This window comes from Streptomyces sp. NPDC058001, from assembly GCF_042886315.1.
In the GTDB taxonomy this organism is placed as follows: Bacteria; Actinomycetota; Actinomycetes; order Streptomycetales; family Streptomycetaceae; genus Streptomyces.
Genome location: NZ_JBHVQT010000005.1, coordinates 408,718 through 427,096, shown reverse-complemented (window position 1 = coordinate 427,096; position 18,379 = coordinate 408,718). Strand labels below are relative to the sequence as shown.

At 66.7% G+C, this 18,379-nt stretch carries 19 protein-coding genes and 5 pseudogenes; 11 read left to right on the top strand and 13 right to left on the bottom strand.

The features are described 5' to 3' along the window. Nucleotides 1-2: 2 nt before the first annotated feature. On the top strand, nt 3-1,010 hold the full coding sequence (locus ACFVT5_RS14735; protein WP_389886294.1) for a LacI family DNA-binding transcriptional regulator: 1,008 nt from the start codon (nt 3-5) through the stop codon (nt 1,008-1,010). After that, nucleotides 1,007-1,231: a hypothetical protein gene (locus tag ACFVT5_RS14730; protein WP_389886714.1), complete on the top strand. Its 225-nt coding sequence runs from the start codon at nt 1,007-1,009 to the stop codon at nt 1,229-1,231. Before ACFVT5_RS14735 ends, ACFVT5_RS14730 begins: the two co-directional genes overlap by 4 nt. Nucleotides 1,232-1,768: 537 nt before the next feature. Here ACFVT5_RS14730 and ACFVT5_RS14725 read toward each other — a convergent pair. Both ACFVT5_RS14725 and ACFVT5_RS14720 read right to left on the bottom strand, forming a co-directional pair. Beyond that, nucleotides 1,769-3,610: a twin-arginine translocation signal domain-containing protein gene (locus ACFVT5_RS14725; RefSeq protein WP_389886291.1), complete on the bottom strand. Its 1,842-nt coding sequence runs from the start codon at nt 3,608-3,610 to the stop codon at nt 1,769-1,771. Nucleotides 3,611-3,761: 151 nt separating this feature from the next. Further along, nucleotides 3,762-3,896: pseudogene (locus ACFVT5_RS14720) on the bottom strand (substrate-binding domain-containing protein); the annotation flags it as partial. On the opposite strand from ACFVT5_RS14720, the pseudogene ACFVT5_RS14715 reads away from it, so the two are divergent. Continuing rightward, nucleotides 3,870-4,051, top strand: a pseudogene (locus ACFVT5_RS14715) (rhamnose isomerase); the annotation flags it as partial. The pseudogenes ACFVT5_RS14720 and ACFVT5_RS14715 sit on opposite strands and share 27 nt — an antisense overlap. On the opposite strand, the gene ACFVT5_RS14710 reads toward ACFVT5_RS14715, so the two are convergent. Further along, nucleotides 4,052-4,549, bottom strand: coding sequence for a hypothetical protein (locus ACFVT5_RS14710; RefSeq protein WP_389886711.1), 498 nt, complete (start codon nt 4,547-4,549; stop codon nt 4,052-4,054). Here ACFVT5_RS14710 and ACFVT5_RS14705 point away from each other — a divergent pair. Both ACFVT5_RS14705 and ACFVT5_RS14700 read left to right on the top strand, forming a co-directional pair. Further along, a pseudogene (locus ACFVT5_RS14705) lies at nt 4,543-5,076 on the top strand (IS982 family transposase); the annotation flags it as partial. The gene ACFVT5_RS14710 and the pseudogene ACFVT5_RS14705 sit on opposite strands and share 7 nt — an antisense overlap. A 348-nt stretch (nt 5,077-5,424) precedes the next feature. After that, nucleotides 5,425-5,565 (top strand): hypothetical protein, encoded by a 141-nt coding sequence (locus ACFVT5_RS14700; protein WP_389886288.1) that lies wholly within the window; start codon nt 5,425-5,427, stop codon nt 5,563-5,565. Here ACFVT5_RS14700 and ACFVT5_RS14695 read toward each other — a convergent pair. Continuing rightward, nucleotides 5,544-6,044: a hypothetical protein gene (locus ACFVT5_RS14695; RefSeq protein ID WP_389886285.1), complete on the bottom strand. Its 501-nt coding sequence runs from the start codon at nt 6,042-6,044 to the stop codon at nt 5,544-5,546. The genes ACFVT5_RS14700 and ACFVT5_RS14695 overlap by 22 nt on opposite strands. Before the next feature lie 120 nt (nt 6,045-6,164). Then, on the bottom strand, nt 6,165-6,506 hold the full coding sequence (locus tag ACFVT5_RS14690) for a hypothetical protein (protein ID WP_389886282.1): 342 nt from the start codon (nt 6,504-6,506) through the stop codon (nt 6,165-6,167). A gap of 279 nt (nt 6,507-6,785) precedes the next feature. On the opposite strand from ACFVT5_RS14690, the gene ACFVT5_RS14685 reads away from it, so the two are divergent. From ACFVT5_RS14685 to ACFVT5_RS14675, 3 genes are read left to right on the top strand one after another with little or no spacing between them, the layout of a single operon-like run. Beyond that, complete coding sequence (locus tag ACFVT5_RS14685; protein ID WP_389886279.1) at nt 6,786-7,223, top strand: helix-turn-helix domain-containing protein; 438 nt, start codon at nt 6,786-6,788, stop codon at nt 7,221-7,223. Beyond that, nucleotides 7,220-7,726: a hypothetical protein gene (locus ACFVT5_RS14680; RefSeq protein ID WP_389886276.1), complete on the top strand. Its 507-nt coding sequence runs from the start codon at nt 7,220-7,222 to the stop codon at nt 7,724-7,726. The genes ACFVT5_RS14685 and ACFVT5_RS14680 overlap by 4 nt, the downstream gene beginning before the upstream one ends. Further along, the gene (locus ACFVT5_RS14675) at nt 7,719-8,795 is read left to right on the top strand and encodes an MAB_1171c family putative transporter (protein WP_389886274.1); all 1,077 of its coding nucleotides are present in this window, start codon (nt 7,719-7,721) and stop codon (nt 8,793-8,795) included. The genes ACFVT5_RS14680 and ACFVT5_RS14675 overlap by 8 nt, the downstream gene beginning before the upstream one ends. Nucleotides 8,796-8,878: 83 nt before the next feature. On the opposite strand, the gene ACFVT5_RS14670 is transcribed toward ACFVT5_RS14675, so the two are convergent. From ACFVT5_RS14670 to ACFVT5_RS14660, 3 genes are all read right to left on the bottom strand, one after another. After that, nucleotides 8,879-9,256, bottom strand: coding sequence for a hypothetical protein (locus ACFVT5_RS14670; protein ID WP_389886271.1), 378 nt, complete (start codon nt 9,254-9,256; stop codon nt 8,879-8,881). A 180-nt stretch (nt 9,257-9,436) separates the two neighbouring features. After that, the gene (locus tag ACFVT5_RS14665; protein ID WP_389886268.1) at nt 9,437-11,029 is read right to left on the bottom strand and encodes a multicopper oxidase family protein; all 1,593 of its coding nucleotides are present in this window, start codon (nt 11,027-11,029) and stop codon (nt 9,437-9,439) included. A 543-nt stretch (nt 11,030-11,572) separates the two neighbouring features. Continuing rightward, nucleotides 11,573-11,830: a trypco2 family protein gene (locus tag ACFVT5_RS14660; protein ID WP_389886265.1), complete on the bottom strand. Its 258-nt coding sequence runs from the start codon at nt 11,828-11,830 to the stop codon at nt 11,573-11,575. Between the two features lie 405 nt (nt 11,831-12,235). Here ACFVT5_RS14660 and ACFVT5_RS14655 point away from each other — a divergent pair, with 405 nt between their 5' ends. Further along, nucleotides 12,236-13,105 carry a hypothetical protein gene (locus ACFVT5_RS14655; protein WP_389886262.1) on the top strand — a complete coding sequence of 290 codons (870 nt, stop codon included), beginning with the start codon at nt 12,236-12,238 and terminating at the stop codon, nt 13,103-13,105. 572 nt (nt 13,106-13,677) lie between these two features. Here the strand turns inward: ACFVT5_RS14655 and ACFVT5_RS14650 are convergent. Beyond that, nucleotides 13,678-14,028 (bottom strand): hypothetical protein, encoded by a 351-nt coding sequence (locus ACFVT5_RS14650; RefSeq protein WP_389886259.1) that lies wholly within the window; start codon nt 14,026-14,028, stop codon nt 13,678-13,680. 110 nt (nt 14,029-14,138) lie between these two features. Between ACFVT5_RS14650 and ACFVT5_RS14645 the strand changes: the two genes are divergently transcribed. Next, entirely contained in the window at nt 14,139-14,798 is a 660-nt protein-coding gene (locus tag ACFVT5_RS14645; RefSeq protein ID WP_389886256.1) for a helix-turn-helix domain-containing protein, read from the top strand. Nucleotides 14,799-14,871: 73 nt separating this feature from the next. On the opposite strand, the gene ACFVT5_RS14640 is transcribed toward ACFVT5_RS14645, so the two are convergent. The 3 genes from ACFVT5_RS14640 to ACFVT5_RS14630 form a co-directional block, all read right to left on the bottom strand. Continuing rightward, nucleotides 14,872-15,252: a toxin Doc gene (locus ACFVT5_RS14640; RefSeq protein ID WP_389886253.1), complete on the bottom strand. Its 381-nt coding sequence runs from the start codon at nt 15,250-15,252 to the stop codon at nt 14,872-14,874. 99 nt (nt 15,253-15,351) lie between these two features. Beyond that, nucleotides 15,352-16,254, bottom strand: a complete 903-nt coding sequence (locus tag ACFVT5_RS14635; RefSeq protein WP_389886251.1) for a PaaX family transcriptional regulator C-terminal domain-containing protein — start codon at nt 16,252-16,254, stop codon at nt 15,352-15,354. Continuing rightward, a complete protein-coding gene (locus ACFVT5_RS14630) occupies nt 16,251-16,907 on the bottom strand; it encodes a GNAT family N-acetyltransferase (RefSeq protein WP_389886249.1) in 657 nt (218 codons plus the stop codon). Before ACFVT5_RS14630 ends, ACFVT5_RS14635 begins: the two co-directional genes overlap by 4 nt. Nucleotides 16,908-17,156: 249 nt before the next feature. Here ACFVT5_RS14630 and ACFVT5_RS14625 point away from each other — a divergent pair. Further along, nucleotides 17,157-18,227, top strand: a pseudogene (locus ACFVT5_RS14625) (DUF418 domain-containing protein); the annotation flags it as partial. Between the two features lie 32 nt (nt 18,228-18,259). Here ACFVT5_RS14625 and ACFVT5_RS14620 read toward each other — a convergent pair. After that, nucleotides 18,260-18,361, bottom strand: a pseudogene (locus ACFVT5_RS14620) (IS5/IS1182 family transposase); the annotation flags it as partial. Nucleotides 18,362-18,379 lie beyond the last annotated feature (18 nt).

Here is an 18,379-nt window from a genome sequence, read left to right as displayed (position 1 = left end):
GCTTGACGACCACCAGACCCCCCGCGCGTATCCAGGATGTCGCGGCCGCGGCAGGCGTCTCCGTATCCACGGTCTCCAACGTCCTCAACCGCCCCGAGCGCGTCAACGCCCGCACCGCCGACCGGGTTCGGTCCGTGATCGCCGACCTCGACTACGTGCCGCACCCGGGGGCGGCCGGCCTGCGCAGCGGCCGTGCGTCGTCGATCGGGCTCGTCCTCCCGGACATCGTCAACTCCTTCTACGCACGCATCGCCCGGGGGGCGGCCGAGGCGGCATATGAGCACGGCTTCTCGCTCGTCCTGTGCGACAGCGGCGATCATCCCGACCGGGAGCGTGACTACTTCGACATGCTCGCCGAACAGCGCGCGGTCGGAGTCGTCGTCGTCCCCCTGAGCGCCGACCCGGACCGCCTGACCAGGCTGCGCCGGCGCGGTATCCCGCTGGTCCTCACCGACCGGAAGATGCCACCGCAGGAAGGCTGTTCGGTCGCCGTCGACGACGTCACCGGCGGGCGTCTGGCGGTGGAGCACCTGCTGGACAGCGGTGCCCGGCACGTCCTCGTCGTCAACGGCGGCCCCGGGATCAGGCAGTGCGCCGATCGGTACCAGGGAGCCCGCCAGGCGATCCGCAGCCATCGCGGCGCCCGGCTCGAGCAGGCCGTCGCCGGGCAGATGACGGTCGCCGCGGGAGCCGCCATCGCTCGCGACCTGAGCACTCTCCCGGACGCGGTGTTCTGCACGAACGACTTTCTTGCGGTGGGCGTGTGCCAGGGGCTGGCGGAACGCGGCGTCCGTGTCCCTGACGACGTGCTCGTGGTCGGTTACGGCGATCTGGACGTCGCGACGCTCGCGGCCGTCCCTCTGACCACCATCCAGCAGCCGGTGGAAGACCTGGGCCGTACCGCCGTACAGCTGCTCATGGACGAGATTGAAGCCAGTGACGAACACGTCCACGAGACCCGCGTCTTCAGCCCTCGGCTCGTTCCACGGGACTCGACGCGGGTCGCGTGATTGCGGAACGTTCGCTCGACGCGTTCTTCGCCGATCTTCTCGACGGGATCAATGCGGTCGCGCGGTATGCCGAGTGTTGTCTGGTCGACTGCTTCCATCGCGCCGGATTCCGCCTATGCCTTGCAGTCGTTGCGGTTGCCGGGCAGCGGCCGGCCGACCACGACGACGGAACGAAGTGCCGGCCCGCTGCTCGGAGTTGGCAGCAACTCGCGGTCACGTGAACACCTTCGCGCACATGGGCTGACGCTGCCCTGGAGTTCCGGCCCTGACGAAGGACACGTCAATCGGTTCAAAATTCTGAAGCGACAGAGGTACGGACGAGCCGGATCCCCTGCTCCGCAAAATCTTGACTGAGCCCAGCGGCTGGACTGCTTCGTCCTCGAAGACGATCAGGCGCGGCATTGCCCTGCGATGCTCTTACCTGCGGCCCGGTCCCCTCCTTCCGGACCGCGGCCTTCTCGCCGGCTCGCCCTTTGACCCAGACGTGCCGCTCCAGCAACTGCCATGCGCTCTCGACGCTGTGGACCCACGTGAAATGGCCGATGGATCAGCGCCTTCGCGCGCCGGACTCCGCCGCTGGTCCGCCCAGCCGATGAACCAGCGGCCCGCGCTCCAACTCCTGCTCCAGCCAAGCGATCTGCCTCTCGCCGAGCCGCGGAAGCCGGTCGCCTCCCGGAGCCGCATACGTCAGACTCACTTCGTTCTCGATCGCCTCCGAGTCAACGCCCTGCGCCTGCGCCTTCAGAGACCGTAAACACTCACTTCCTGATACCGGATCGAGGGACCTTCGCGATGGCGTCGAGGCGCAGCGGCCTGCCCGCCTCTTGAAGTTCGGACAGCGTCGGACATATCCATCCTCCTTCGTCGAATTCGTTCCATGCGTAGATGAGGACGGTGTTGGCCGGCGCGTTGGAGGGATGGGAGTTGTTCCATCTCACGGCGCCTCGGAGGTGTGCTGCGATCTCCTCAGGTGTCGCCTGTTGCGTCCACTCGTCCTTGAGCACTTCATAGTTGGATTCATAGGGAAACGGATAGTCATACCGAGGACGCTTGTCCCAACCAGTCGATACGGTCGGTACGACATCTCCTGCCGAAACGGCGTACTGATCCCATAGGCTTGTTTCATGATCAACGAGATCAGAATAGGGTTGCCCATTCTTCATCCCAGTCGCATAGCGACTCACCGCATCGGCACCTACTTTGACCTTAAGATCGGCTGCGCTCTGCGCGGTCCACGCCATGACCACGATGTACGGATCGGGCAGCTTGGCCTGCGAACAAGCGGCCCTCATCTTAACGACCCAGTCCGCCGTGGCACCGCCGAAGAAGTACACGAGTGGCCGCCCCTCCAACACGCGCTGGTAATTCGGATCACTGAACCGGGCCACGAGTTTCGGAAGATTCGTGGCGTAGTTGCTGGTGAAGTTACCGTCCAATATCGCGCACCAATTGACATCACCGTTACGCTTGCTGGCGAAGTACAGCTCTCTGGCTCGCGCCAGCGGTTGCTGCGGGTAGTAAACGAAGGCCCAGTAGTCGATTCCAGCCTGCTTCGCGTACTTGATCTCCCGGTCCATGACCCTCTGGGTGGTCGCATCGCTATTTGCCACCTCGGTTATCTCTGCGCGGACGTTGTCAATGTAGACTTCGCAAGACGCATTCTCGCTGGTACCGAAAGTTAGAGCGTCGAGCGTTGCCGTAGGGCTACGGAACGGCGCATTGTGCACCTTCCGCTGTCCATCTACGAAGATGTCGACCCAGGGTGAAGCCCCCTCAGGGGGAGCGGGATCAGCGATGATCTTAATCGAATACCACGCGTCATCCGCGACGGCTTGGACAACGTTCCATGCGCCGTCAGGTGTGCGATAGACGAGTTCCTTAGCGCCGGCATCACCTCGGGTGGCCAGCTCAACCGCGACAGCAGAACCACCACAGAGCCTTGCCGCGGACCATTTGCCAGCGGCAGCTTCTTTCCACTGCCACTGCACAGTCAAGGCACCTTTCTGCGCAGAAAATGCACGGGTCATAGCCGCCGTCGAGGTTCCTTGCAGGTACGCTGCCTTGCCCTCTCGGCCTGGCATCTCCACCACGGACACAACTGTTCCAGGAGGTGCCGATACCTTCCAACCGGCAGGCGCCGCGCCGGACTCCTCAGCATCGAAGTCCTGCTCGACCAGCACAGGCCGGGGCCTCGTAATATCAGCATAGAACGGCAAACGGAATTGATACCTGTCCGGTGACAACGTACGGTTTACGCTGCTTCCCACCTTCCAGTCTCCACCCACCCAAGCATCCCACCGAATTGCCCCCACGAGCGTTCTGACAGGGACAGCCCTACCGCCATCAGCTACGGAAATGGTAGGCATCGAGAGACCGAGAACGGATCCACCGACCACTGCGGTGGCTGCTTTGAGGAAATCCCGGCGGTCCGGCTTACCGGAAGAATTGGAATTTTCCGTGTTTGAGGCCATCGCAAACCCTCCGTTGGAATCTGGGAATTTTTGCAGTCGCCAGTCTTCGCCGCCGACCCTTTCGAGAACCGCGCCAGAACCATACCTGTCACAGGAAATTTTGCCGATAGACCCGTATTGAGCAATCATCGGACTATCTTGTGGTTCGTCGCCCACGTCCTGTGGCCCAGTGAGGATGGGTTCCGCTCGGACGCCACGCGTCGGTTGCTCGCTGGTCTCATCACGCGATCACGAGCACAGGCTTCTTGGATCAGGTGATTCCCCGTGCCGGACAGATCGCCTCCACCACCAGATCAGCGACAGAGCCCACGAACGTGCCGATGCGAACGGCTGGCCGGCGGACGGATGTGAGGGGGACGGCCGCGGCGGAAGCGAACTCAATGTCGTCATAGCCCACGATGGCCAAGTCGTCGGGCTGGGCGCCATCAACTCCAACACCTTCAGGCCGACGACTACAAGCTCGGCAGCGTCTGCCACCCGGATCCGAAGGTGCGTCGCAAGGCGGTGAACCACTTGCTGGGGTGCGTCGACATTATGGACGCGACGGGGTCGAAGGACCTCAAGCTGTGGTTACCGGTAGTTCGATAAATCCGGCAGTAGAGGTCGATGCCATGTCCGGTGGTAACCGCGTCGATCAGGGCCTGAAGGTCGGGGGGTGGGTCCTTGTCCGTCCAGGCTCGCCACCATCGGTTCAGGGTGATGGCGGGGGTGAGCCAGGAACGGATGGCTCGTAAGGCCCTGGGCCAGCAAGGCTGTTGGGGCTGGTGGGACGTCGGCCCAGCCGAGTTCGTCCTTGACCTGCTTGTAGCTCTGCTCGACCCACGGCCGCAGACCGTAGAGGCGGACGATCTCGGCGAGGTCGGCCGACGGGTGCGAGCCGGTGGTGGCATGGGGTGCGTCGGGGTGGGGCAGGTTGGTGGCCAGGTACCAGGTAACCTCCTCCGGCAGGCCGGCCGGGTCGGTGGTGGCCACGACCCGCCGACAGGGTGAGTCGGGGCCGTAACCGCCCAGGTGGGCATCGGCGGCCCACCAGGTCTCGGTGTGCCCGTCGCAAAAGTGACGCTCCACGGGTCCTGCTCGGATTTCCTTCGGCACGGCACTGGATGCGCTTCGCACACGCCCGGGTGTCCCATCTGTTCCGCTACCTGGCCCAGCAGTCCGGATACAACAAGCGTCTGAACGCGGCCGGCCCGCTGATCTCCCAGGTGATCGAAGCACTGGCCCGGCAAGTGCCCACGGGGCACGACGACCTGCGCCTGATCGACTCCACACCCCTGCCCTGCGCCGCGTCGAGGGAGACCGTCAAGCGCTCCGATCCCGCCGGGCACGCCGGCTACGGCTACTGCCGCAGCCACTCGCGCTTCTTCTGGGGCCTGCGGCTCTACCTGGTCACCACCACCGAGGGCATGCCGGTCACCTGGTGTCTCGCGAACCCGAAGCTCGGCGAGCGGGAGGTGATGACCGCGCTCCTGGAACGCGACCACCGTCTGGTCCGCGCGGGTCAGGTGAGCCTTGCGGACAAGGGCTTCGCCGGGAAGGAGTTCGAAACGTTCCCCACCGAATGCCTCGGCATCCACCTCGTGCCGCCGGACCGGATTCATCTGGTCGGCCCGCACCCGGTCTGGTGCGCGGCCTGCCCGGCCCAAGACGCGGAACACGGACCTTGTTCAGGACAGGCTCGAACCGCAGAGAATCGCCCCGCTGACCAGCCGTGATCACAATGGACATGGGCTTCTGGCCCTGCTCGCCGACCAGGTGCAGCTTGGTGGTCAGGCCGCCGCGCGAGCGCCCGAGCCCGTGGTCGTCCGGCTCGACGCTGACACCGCCCGGCGGCTCCTTCTGCAGCTCCCCTTTTCCCTTGCCCCGGCGGCATGCTGGTCGGCCCGACACACCGTGGAGTCGACCTTGAGATCCCAGGTGATCAGCTCCTTCGACGCCCCGGCTTGCTGCGCCAGTTCACCATCGCCAACTCCAACCACCGCAACCACACCGCTCGGACCGCGCAGCCCGCCGTCATCAGTGTCGTGGACGAGAGTCACTCCTGCGCTGACGTACCGGTCGCTCAGCCGATGGTCCAGCGCTGATCGTGCGCATTGCGGTCACACGTCGTCGTCCGGTAGAGGCCGCGAGCGACCTGGTGAAGGCAAAGACGGGTCGCCGTGTTCCGGAGCATGACTGCACTTCTCGCCGCGGGTTGGATGACCTGCCACAGTTGGTTGTTCCCACCGTTGCACCCGTTGGGGTAGACGTCCCCGGCCGAGTTGCTGTCGAGGCAGTGGCCCCATGTGTAGTTCTGGAGTGTCGAGGACGTGTTGGTGGTGCCAGTCCACCGCCAGTACAGATCCGAATAGCCGATCCCACAGTCCTGGGACTCCACGTTGTAATACGAGTTCTCCTCGATGCACCTCTTGGACTCGTAGTTCGCGAACCGGTCAAGGCTCGTCGCTGCGGTCTGAGCGGCGGTGGCCGTCCCAGCCATTGTCAGGGTCAGCGACATTGCGAGCACTACTGCCGACCCGATGGCCGACACGGCGCGCCTGATTCTTCTCCCGAAGACGGGCATGGTCGATTCCCTTCATCCGAAAGCGGCTGCACGAGCCGTGCATAAGCGGAGACCTGGGCCAGGTAGAGGGCATCAATGACCCCACAGCCACTCAACCCGGCCAGGTACGCGGTCAGAGCACTAGCAGCTTTCGATGCGGTCAATCCGGAGGATCGGTAGCCACCAGTCATGGTGGCTACCGGCGGGGACCTGCTGGCAAGTGCCGTCGGGTCCGAACGAGATGATCGGGCGAAGCCGCAGGCTGGTGTTGCAGCCGTTGGTGACGCGCACGAAGCCAGGAATTGTGTGCACCTTGAACGTCACGCAGTCCGGCGCCGTGCCTTGCGTGGACACATCACTCTGGGGCTGCGTGACGCCGGATCCGGCGCTCATCGGCGCTGCCGATGCGGTCGCCGACACCAAGCCGGTCAGCGAGAGTGCGCCAACTGTCGCGCCGACGGCGAGCATTCTTCTACGTCGCACGGTATTGCTCCTTTGCCGTCACTTGCGTTGTCCTGCATGGAAAGCAGTAGGACGCCGGCACCGAGCGAAATCCGCTCGGGGTGCTGTCGCGACTTCCTGTTTGCCCGATGGCCAACACGGAACCGAGATCGGCAACCGGGCGCCAGGACCGCGCCCAGATGGTGCCCCGTCAGATTCGCCGGGACGGTAGGACCGTAACGGGCGCGACCGAGGCTCGTCAACTGAGATGGATAGATTGATTGAGCCTGATTCACATCAGTTGACGAGTAGGATGCGGGTATGGCAGACGGCATCGTCAGAGGCGCGCTGGCGACGAAGCTGGACCACTTGTTCAGCGCGGTTCGTCCACCCGACGGCGACGAGTACACGTTCGACGAGGTCGCCGAAGCGATCAAGACTCAGGGCGGCCCCACCATCTCGTCGACCTACCTGTGGCAGCTACGCAAAGGCATCCGTGACAACCCGACCAAGCGTCACCTTGAAGCTCTCGCAGCCTTCTTCGGCGTACCTGCGGCGTACTTCTTCGACGACACGGAAGCCGAGCGCATCGACGCCGAACTCGCACTGCTCAGCGCACTGCGCGACGCGCCGGTGCGGCACATCGCCCTGCGCGCACGAGGGTTGTCGACGAAGAGCCTTGAGGCGATCAGCGACATGGTCGACCGCGTCCGCGAACTCGAAGGACTGCCCGACCCGCCGGGCGATGCGGACCAATGAACGGGGCCAGCCGGCGAAAGGTACGGCGCCGCTGCGCCGCGGTACTCCGGGACCTGGGACTGCCGGACTCGTTCGATGTCCCGACGCTGTGCGCCGAACTGAGTGCGCGGCGCGGGCGGCCGATCAAGCAGCTGCCTGTGCCCAACCTGTTCGACGTGTGCGGGCTGTGGATCGCGACCGACACCGCTGACCTGATCGCGTACGAGCAGCACACCACCGTGCCGCACCAGAACCACATCGTGCTGCACGAGATCGGGCACATGCTGTGCGACCACTTCCCCGTCACGCTCAGCCCCGCTGAGCAGGCACGATTACTGCTGCCCAGCCTTGACCCGAACATGATTCGCCGGGTATTGGGCCGCACCGGCTATTCCAGCATCGAGGAGCAGGAAGCCGAGTTCCTGGCGTCATTGCTCGGCCAATACGACCGCCCGGCGCGTCACGACGACTCCATAGCCGGCCTGCTTCGATCCGCCCTGGAGAACGGTCGCGACCGTGGGTGAACCGGTGCGAAACTACGCCCCGGCCCTGCTTGCCTGGGGGATGCTGTTGTGGCTGCGGCCCGGACCCGCGCCCGGTCGTCGGCTCGTACGGATGTGCGTGCTCGGCCTTGCCGTGTCACAGACGGCACTCACTCCTGCTGCTATCACCTTCACCCCCGCCGTCGGCTTGCCCGGCATCGAACGGCTCGTCGGCCACGTAGCCATGCTCGCCGCCGTCTGGGCAGGGGCTCAGATCCTGCTGCGGCTGCACGGTTACGACGCACGCGCACGCGTGCACACGACGTGGGCGGTCTTTGCTGGTGCCGCGATGTGTCTCCTGTTCGCTCTCACCCCGAACCTGTACCCACAGTCGCCATGGGTAATGGAATACTGCATCGCCTATGCCGTGGCGCTGCTGCCCGAGTTCACCGTCATCGCGCGACTCTGCCTGCGGGACGCGCTCAAAGCGCCGGACTTGGCACTACGTCTCGGTCTCGGCCTGGTCGTCGCCGGAATCGGCACAGCGGCTTGCTACATGACCAGTAAAACCGTCGTCGCCATCTCCGCCAGAGCCCCCATCGACTTCTCGTTGGGAAGGGGCTACATGATGAGCAAAGCCCTGCCGACAACGGCCCACCTTTTTGTGCTCGCCGGGGTCGCAGTGCCGGCGATCGCGCAGTGGATGCGTCGGTACCGACTCTACCGACGGCTCGGCCCGCTGTGGTCCGCCCTCTACCAGGCCGAACGCGCCATCGCGCTGGAACCCCCGGGTCTGCTGCATGGCAACACACTCTTCCCAACGCGGCTGCACCTGTACCGGCGAGTGATCGAAATCCGCGACGGACTGCTAGCGATACGCCCCTACCTCCCTGTCGACGAATCCACCTCCACCGGGATTGAAGACGACCAACGAGAAGCCGCCAAAATCGCCGCAGCCCTGCACGCCCGCGAAAAGGACATGCCCCCGCTTTCATCCAAGACCACCACTTCGGGCGGCCACGACCTGGGCAGCGACACCGAATACCTCTGCCGCCTCGCCGACGCGTACCACAACATCACGAAAACTGACCGCCGCCGCACGAAGCCATAAGCACTCGGCACTCGGCACTCCAGTCGTAGTCGCTATTCCTACTGGTGTGGCAGCGGGTGAGCGGTGGCCTGGTGACGGCGCTGTCAGCGGGACCAGTTCCGTTCGTGGCCGGTCCGTCGCAGGTGTGCCGGCGTGGGGCGGCCAACTGCCGCCAGTCGCCGGATCTCTGCCACGGTGAGGGGGTGTGAGGGCGTCGGAACCGTTTCCGCGGCCCTCCTTCTCTGCTTCCGCGGCGGCGCCCGTCGCAGCGGGGAACGCGTGGGCGAGGATGGCCAGGTGATGTGCCGGTACCGGACCGGAAACCGGCGGATCTCGTACTGGTCCGGGCCGCACTCGTTCTTCGCGGCCTGGAAACACACCTCGATCGCCCAGCGGGTTCCGGCGATGTGCACCAGCTCGGCGACGGGAGTGCCGAGCGGTGCGCAGGCGAGGTAGTAGACGATCTCGTCGGGGCGACCCAAGCCGCGGTGGGCGCGAACCCACCAGTCGCGGGTGGCGTGATCGCCGTCGAAGTCATGAATGGAGAGCCGCTTCGCTGCGGCCCAGTCGGAGACGCGTGGCGCCTTTGCCCCGTTGCCGCAGGAATGCCGTTCCCACTGGACTGGAAGTACGGTCTGGGCCTTGAGCTGGAAGGTCCGGGGTCAGGTCCCGTGATGGGAACTGCCGTGGGCGTCATCCGGGGTGATGGTCTTGGAGATCTTGGTCTCACGGCCTGGGGCGACGACGAGGAACTGGCCCATCATGCCCTTGTCTTCATGGCGCAGGACGTGGCAGTGGTACATGTACGGGCGCTGTTCGTCGGTGAGGGTGTCGAACCGGACGGCGAGCTTGATCGTGCCGGTGCCGGGCAGGTAGGCGGTGTCCTTGGGGCCTCGCATGTAGGCGGGTGGTTCCTCGCCGTTGACGTCCAGGACGTTGAAGGTGGCGCCGTGGATGTGGAAGGCGTGGACCTGGCCGTCGCCGCGCTCGATCTCCCAGATCTCGGTGGTTCCGGCGGGGACGACCTCGTCGACGCGGTTCATGTCCATGGGTTTGCCGTTGATCTGGGTGCCGACGAGTTTGAACTTCCTGGTCGTGGCCCGGTCGGGGACGGTGATGGCGGAGGGGGCGCCATCGATCCGGGTGGGCAGTTCCGGCGAGGGTTTGAGGTTCTGGGCGGCGCGGAGTTCGAGGAGGTCGAAGGTGTCGTCACCACCGGAGAAGCGGCTGGTGGGGAAGCCGACCTTCAAGTCCGGTTTGAAGCTGCGCAGGAGCGCCTTCTCTCCGGGCTCGAACGCCATGACTATCTCGGCGCGTTCGCCGGGAGCGAGTCTCAGTCGGGTCAGCGCGCGGGGCCGCTGCAGGAGTCCGTTCTCGACCGCGACGAGGTGAAACGTCCTGGCATCGGGGAAGCCGAGTTCGTAGACGCGGGCGTTGGAGCCGTTCAGGAGGCGCAGGCGCAGGCGCTGGGTGGTGACCTCGAAGTGCGGGTCGTAGGTGCCGTTGACGAGGATGGTGTCGCCGAGCACGCCGAGGCTGTCGACCGCCGCGAGATCGTCGCTGAGGGTGGTCTCGGTGAAGTCGAGTGAGCCGTCGTCGTGGAAGTTCTTGTCCTGGAGGATCAGCGGTATGTCGTCGACGCCGTATGTGGCGGGCAATCCCGCCCGGGCGGACACCGCGTCATCGACGATGATCATTCCGGCCACTCCCCGGTAGACATGGGTGCCGGTGGAACCGTGCGGGTGTGGGTGGTACCAAAGAGTGGCGGCGGGCTGGTGGACCGTCCACTCGGGACGCCAGGTGGCGTCGGCGGCGATCATCTGGTGGGGGCCGCCGTCCATGGCGGGCGGCAGGTGCATGCCGTGCCAGTGCAGGGTGGTGGCTTCCGGCAGTGCGTTGTGTACTGCGACGGACATCCGGTCGCCGTTGGCCACGCGCAGGGTGGGGGCAAGGTAGGGACCGTTCGCGCCCCAGGTCGCGGTCTTCCTGCCGGGCAGGAACCGGCTCGTGCCGGGGGCGAGTTTCAGCTGGTACCGCTTGCCGCCGTCCCCGGCGGCGGGCGGGTCGAGCAGCTCCGGGATCCGCAGACGGTTACGGAAGCTGAGTTCGCCGACGTTGCTGCGCTCGTGACTGCTGTAGGCGGCCAGCCAGTTGGCGCCCCAGCCGATTCCGGCGGCGACCGCGACACCGCCGGTGGAGAGCAGGACGCGGCGTCGGGTCGGGTGCTTGGACCGGGAGGAGGGGCGCGGAGGCACAGAGGCCCTTTCTGCGAGAGCGAATGATGTCTGTTCCTTCCGCTTGAGGCTGACACTCGACACAGACCGCTGCCAACAAGATCCAACGCATCTCCGGGACATCCAAGGGATCTCCCGGAGATGAGATCCAGGAGATCGCGTCCCCGCGAACTACAGGAACAGGCCACACTTGTTCCCAGGACCGATCCACCGTACGTCCGGCACCAGGAAGTCGCGGGCCCTGGATACGTCGCCGGCCATGAACCCGTTCCTCGTCACTGGGCGCCCGGTATTCCTCCGTGGGGCGCTCGCTGCGGCGCCGGGCGAGGAAGGCCAGATGCGCATGGACGGCCTCGTCCGGACAGGCCGCCACTGAGGTTGAACTCGTGGTGTCGTACGGGGCTGGCGCTCCTTGATCGGTGCGGTATCTCCATGGGACTCGAAATGCGCAGGGCGGCGGACTGACCGCCGAACGACGGGAGTTCCGGGAGCGGTTACAGCTGGAGGCCGCCGAGCGGTCCGGGCGGAACGAGACGAACACAGTGATCCCCAGAGACTTACGGGTCAGCGTCCGGCCTTGGCACCGGGAAGCCCGACCTCGACCTTCACACCACCCTTGCCGTCGCGGCGGAACTCCACCTCCAGCGTGAGCTGCGCCTGCTCCACCTCGAACCGCAACTGCTGGCCGACACCCACGTCCTGCGCCGCGTATAACTCCCGCCTCAGCTCCTGCAACGCCTCGCTCAGTGAAATTCCCGCGTCCGCAGTTTCCCCCCGAACTCCGGCGCCCGGCTCCGACGCCCCGATGGCAGTCTGTCCCATCCAGCCCGGCCCTCGCGGAGTTTCACCACACCAAACCCACGGAGCGTCCCCACCTACAGCTCAATCCGGAGTACTCGATTTCAGGCGCGGGCCGGCCGACGGCGCGGCTCGCGCCGTCTGTTGCAGACCGTTCCTCACCAGAAAGCCCCTTCCAGGCTGCGCCGGGGCCGTCCGCCGGCACCCCGGCCAACAACAAGTGAAGAAGGCGACATAACGCAGGAGCTGGAGCCCGTCCTGCGCGGCTTTGACCACGGAGATCGTTGAACACTCATACCCGACTACGCCTTGTTCTGGGCACCGGCACCCCGGTGCGACGGCCCGGCGGACTTCGGCGTCGGGAGTGCCAATCGCGGCTGGTACCTTGCGTCCACCCACGCGACACGACATGAAGGAGCGTGCATCGTAATGCCCGAGACGGCCCCGGTGGCTGACCCCAGCGGGTGGGATGCCGCGCTGGCCAATGCCTTCGAGATACTGCTCGACGGACAACCGGCCGTCGACCCCGCCGCCAGACACGGGGTGTACTACGCCTCGGACCCCCTCGACGAGTTCCTGTTCCCGAATCCCTGGGCCACCCCTGACGCGCTGTCAGGCCGGGAGCCGAGGCACCTTCCGGACCCGGACGGGGAGTATCCCTTCTCCCCTTGGGCATGGCGGTTCGACCTGAGCGAGTCGCTGTTTCGCTTCGACGCCGACCTCCTGGCAGGAACGGGACCGTGGGGCGACGGCGGGCACAAGGGCCCCCGACCGTTCGACGACGCCTTCGTCGCCGACCTGCGGACCGTTTCCTCGGTCGATGAAGCAGGTGAAGTGCTGGTGCACGGCGCGGAACTGGGACCGCTCTTGAGCCGCCACGGGGTCGATCTGACCAATAAGGAATCCAAGAAGCTGAACACTTGGCTGACCGTGCTGCTGCGGGTCGCCACCGATGGCACTCTCACCGATGCGATGCGGGCCGCCACGTTCACCGAGCGCGGCCCCGAACACCTGGTGTCGATGCACGACATCAGGTACGCCTGCTCCGCCGACGAGCCCTGGGAAGAAGGGCTGAGCGCGGTCACGCACCCCGCGCTCCGCGACCATCTGCGCATGCTCTGCCTCACCAAGGAGCGCGCGCGGAGCGAGGGCGGCTTCTACTGCGGCACCGGCTACTGGCCGTGGCAAACCGAGGTCCTGGACGCGGTCGGCTGCTCACTTGTTGCAGGCTGGGGGTTCGGCGAATCACAGGCCGGTACCGCCGTCGTGCGCTTGCCGGACACGCCAGGAGTGCGCTGAGCACGCCGCTTGAAATTGCATGAGGCCAGGCGTCCGGCCTCAGCCGTTCACCACGGCCCGACAGACCCTCTCCCCGACCCGGCCAGCACTCTCGGACTGCCGGGGGACGGTCCCCCGGGGTACCAGGCGATCTCGGTTCGTCGTGGCTGAACCAGGTCGAGTTCTGGTTCGGGATACTCACCCGGCAGTCGATCCGCCGCGGCACGTTCTCCAGCGTCAACGTCCTGATCAAGCAGATCCGTGACTACGTCAACTCCTGGAACGAGAAGGCCAAGCCCTTCACCTGGACCGTCACCACGGGCGAGGTCCTCGCGAAGGTTCGCCTCGCCCAGAGCACCATGAAGAACTGGTCAGGAACAACTCGAAGTGACTCAAACGGAATCACGAGACGCTAGATCCCGACGCCCTCGCCCCGCCCGGCAGGTGCCGAACGGGGCGCGGTGGTATGTGGGTTGGGGCATGCTGCGTCAGTCCTCGTCGGTCACGCCGATCTGCTCGCGGGTCGCACGGTCAGACTGGCGGTGAACGGTCCGGAGTGGGCTGGGCCGGGTAGACGATGCTGCGCACGGCGGTCAGTTCGGTGGACGTACGGATCCCCAAGCTTCCATCAAGGCAGCGAGGAAATCCGCCTGGGCTGAGCGTTGGAACCAGCCGAACAGGATCGCCTGCCGCTGCCCTCCGATCTTCGTCTTCGGGGCATCTGCCCAGTACCTCAGATGCGCAGCATCGGAGTCTGTCGCCAGGAAGACATACCCGTTGAGGAACGGGGTCGGCGACTTGGACAAAGGCTGAACGAGGTCGGTGAGGGCGACAACACAACCCTCGCTGCCACCGATACGGGCTGTGAGCCCCCGCTTGATCTCCACCCGGTCGTCGTACAACGTGACCTTGGCGTTGAAACCCTTGTAGGTCCTTGGCGTCATTACATCCCCGATCTGTGTCCGAACAGACATGGCCGACTGAGGCACATCACCAAACTTCACCGCATTCCAAGTCGACCTAGTGTCCCGTGATCCGGTTCGTATCACCTGAAGTGCTTCGTCTCGTTGAGCCGGGCATGGAGGGCCTCGCGGGTCTGGCGGAGAGGAAACGCGGCGGCAGGAAGATTCAGGTGCCGCCGTCCACCCAGGGGCGTGTGATCGCGCTGTCGAAGATGACGCCGCCCACGGAAACGGGCCTGACGCACTGGTCCACGCGCACCCTGTCGGCGTATCTGAAACAGGCGGAGGGCATCAAGGTCTCGTTCCACTACAACGCCCGCGTCTGGCGTGAGGAGAATCTGAAGCCCTTCACCACGAACCTGTTCGCCGCGCTGAATGTCACCGCCGGTGAAGGGCTCGGGGCGAGTACAGGCCGAGCCGGAACGCGCGAACTTCCTGACCCTTTTCAAAGAAGGCGGTGGCGCGCGGGCGGCGCGGGCCGAACTGCGTCAACAGGCCCGGGCCCTTTCGGGCGGGCAGCGGTGAGCCGGCGCCCGGAGCACCTCACGGAGCGGGAGGAACAGATCCTCTCGGCCGTACGGCGCTGGACCGTGGAACACGGTGAGGGCCCGTCGGTGCGGCAGATCGCCGTCGCCGCCGTCAGGCTGAAGAGCCCGTCGTCGGTCGCGTATCACCTGAGGAACCTCGAAGGGGAGCGTGGCGCGCCGGCGCGTGATGGGCGCCGCTGGCGCACCTGCCACCTGATGCGCTGACACCAGGGCTTCGCCCGGGAAGAACATTCGAGGGCCAGTCCCCCAGGCCGCACGAAGCCTCCCGGGCAGGGAACTACAGTTTCCAGCCTCGCAGTTGGCCGGCGATGTCCTGGATGTCGACGCGGGTGTCACGGACTTTGCGGACCAGGTCGGGCAGTGCTCCGTAGGGGGGATCGATGCCCTCGCCGGCCTGCGCCATGTACTGGGCGGCGATGAACGCGGCGTACAGGCTGTTGCGGTGCGGGAGCGGCTCCAGGCGCACGATCGTGTGCAGCAGGGCGGCGGCGCGCCATGCCGGGTCCGGGTCGGCTGTCGCGAGGGTGGGCAGCCGGGTCTTGCGGCGGGCGACGGCAGCGACCAGGGCAGAGTAGTCCGCCACGGACAGGTCGTCGTGGCCCAGCGCGCTCTCCTGGACGTCCAGCAGCCAGGAGACGCCGAAGTAGAGGGGCGGCATCAGGCGGCGGCTCCGCCGCGCTGTGCGGGCGGCACTTCGCCTGGGAACGCCTCGTCCGGCGGGTGTTGTCTACCTCGGCTTCGGGTTCTTCGACGCCTATCACTGCTCGTCGGGCGCGGTGATCGCGTCACTGTAGAGGCGGAACAGGCGGGGAAGCGGGGTGGGAGTGTCCTGAGCTTCGGGGAGGGCGCGCAGAGCGGTCCAGCATTCCTGGGTGAGCCGGCGGGCACGATTGCCGGGCCAGGGGCGGGGCAGCAGCTCCGGGGGCAGTAGCGGATCGGGGGTCATGGCCCGGCTGAACTCCGCGGCGAGTTCCACGGCGAGGGTGAGCCGCTCGACCCCGGGCAGGTCCGATCCGCGAGCGAGTCGGTCGGCGCAGTGCGTCGCGAAGGTGGCGAGGCGCTCATGGCCGGCGGCAATCTCGCCCAACGGCCATATCCCGGCGGCTAGTTGCCGAGGGTCGATGATGTCCCCAATGCGCAGGTCGGTACTGGTGAGGAAGGTGACGGACGCGAGTACGTCGAGTTGGCGGGCCCGCGCCTCGACCAGGCGGGCGATGGGGTTGGCGGCAACGTACAGGCCGCCCTGCACGGGGGCCGCGCCTAGATGCAGCAGGGTTTCCCGCAGGGTGTCGCGGGCAGCGCGGTGGGCTTCGGGGATGGCGAAGGCGAACAGGTGCCACGTGCCGTCCCAGGGCGCGAGCCCGCGGTCCTGTCGATAGGCATGTGCGACATGGGCGGCATCAGGGGCGATGGCAGCTGTCGCGGCATCGGACACTGCCCGCAGCACGGCCTTGCGTCCCCGCCCCTCCTGGGCGAACCGGCCCTCGGTGACAAGGCGCTTGACGCACAGCCGGACCTGTTGATCGGTCATGCCGAGGAGTCCGGCGACGCCGTAGAGCTCGTCGGCGTCAACCGTTCCGTCCTCACGGACCAGGGCCTGCACGAGCAATCGCGTGGGGATCTCCGGACGCGGGGCGTGCTCCGGCTGTGCGTGGGTCAACGGGGAGTTCCTTCATCCAGGTCGTCGGGGGTGACGGTGCGATGCATGGTGGTGACGGCGCCGAATCCCAGCAACCTCCGCAAAAACGGGGCCTGTTGGGTGCGTACGGCACTGAAGCCGTGGCGTTCGTACAGGGCTTTGGCGCGCGGGTTGACGTCGATGACGTCGAGCCGGATGCGGGAACAGGCGTTCTCCGCGGCCACGGCGGCGATGTCGCGCAGCAGCAGGCCGCCGATGCCGTTGCCGCGGTGTGCCGCCGCCACGCAGATGCCGTCCATCACCAGTTCGCCCTCGGCGGGTTTCCGGGCGAACAGGGCGAGGAGGGCGAGCCGGGGCAGTCCTCGCAGCGGGCCGTACGCCGACAGCACGTCACGTGTTGTGCCGCCGGTCAGGGCGCGGCCCGCGAGGTCGTAGCCGGCGACGCCGACGACCCGGCCCGCGCCGTCGAGCACGGTGATGCCGCGGTCGTGGTGCAGGTGGGAGGCGAGGAACGCCCGCCCCTTCTCGGGCGGGCCGAGCGCGCTGCCGAGTTTGCGGCCGAACGCCTCCCAGTACAAGGCGGCCACCTGCCGCTCGGTTCCTTCGGGGATCCCCCGGTGCAGATGGGCGGCACCACTGTCGCCCCGGCCTGCCGCCTCCTGTGGTGCGCCCATGGTCCTCCCTCTCTCATCGCGGGCCGCCGTGCGACTCCGCGTGGTCGACCCCTGTCGACGATCATAGTACGCTCGTTTGAGAAACGATCGTTTGAGGTTCGATAGTTTTGGAGGAGTGTCGTGAGCATCCGACCGCGTACGGAGAGCCCCTCGCGCCCCCAGCCCACGCCAGGCGAGCAGCGGCCAGGCGGTGGCACCCGGCTGGCGCAGGTGGACGCACTGCGCGGCTTCGCACTGCTCGGCATCCTGATGGTCAACATCACCTACATCGCCTCTGCCTATCACGGCACCGGCCTGGAGGACCCGGGTCTCGGCGGCCCGCTGAGCGAGGCCGTCCGCTGGCTGGTGGCGGTGCTCTTCGAGGCGAAGTTCTTCCTGCTGTTCTCGTTCCTGTTCGGCTACAGCTTCACGCTGCAGATCGACTCGGCCGAGCGACGCGGCGCCCGGTTCACGCCACGCTTCCTGCGACGTCTGACCGGCCTGCTCGTCATCGGCGCCGTGCACGCCGTCGTCCTCTTTCCCGGCGACATCCTCACCCTGTACGCCGTCCTCGGTCTGATCCTGCTCGCTCTGCGCCGCATCCAGCCCCGTACCGCCGTGCGGATCGCGGTAGCGCTGTTGGCGGTGACCGCCGTCGGGTACGCGCTCCTCGCGCTCGCCGTCTGGCAGGCGGGTGGGGGTGGCACGATCTCTTCGTCCGCGGCATCCGACGCGGCCCAGGCGACCGAGGCTCTGCGCGGGGGGCCGGCATCGGTCATCGGTGCCCACCTCAAAGAGCTGCCGGACGTGGCCTTCCTGCTGGTCTTCTTCCAGGCGCCGTCCGCGCTCGCCGCCTTCCTGCTGGGCCTGGCGGCCGGACGCCGGCGAGACCTCGCGGACAGCGACCGGCACCAGCGGCTGCTGCGGCGGCTCCAGTGGACCGGCTTCACGGTCGGACTGCTTGGCGGTGTCGTCTACGCGAACGCGAGCCTGAACCACCCTGCGTCCGCATACCAGCTCTTCGCCATGGGCCTCGACGTGCTCACCGCACCCCTACTGGCCGCCGCCTACGCGGCGACCGTGCTCCGTATCGCCCATGGCCACTACGGCCAGGCGGTAGTCACCGCGCTCGCGCCGGCGGGCCGCATGTCGCTGACCAACTATCTCGGCCAGTCCCTGGTCTGCGCCTTGCTGTTCACCGGCTTCGGGGCCGCCCTGGTAGGCCGCGTCGCACCCATCGGGGTCGCGGCGATCGCCCTGGCCCTGTTCGCGGCGCAGTCAGTGGCCAGCCGATGGTGGCTGCGACACCACGCCTACGGCCCGCTGGAGTGGTTGCTGCGCGCGTGGACCACGCTGTCGATACCGTCGTGGCGCCTGCGGCCACGACGCTCGGTCCGCCAGGCGGTCAGGACCGGCTCGACCAACCCCCACCGGGCATCGGACAGATCACTGCCGTAACGCCGACGTTCAGGCACGGTCCGGAAGCCCGACTT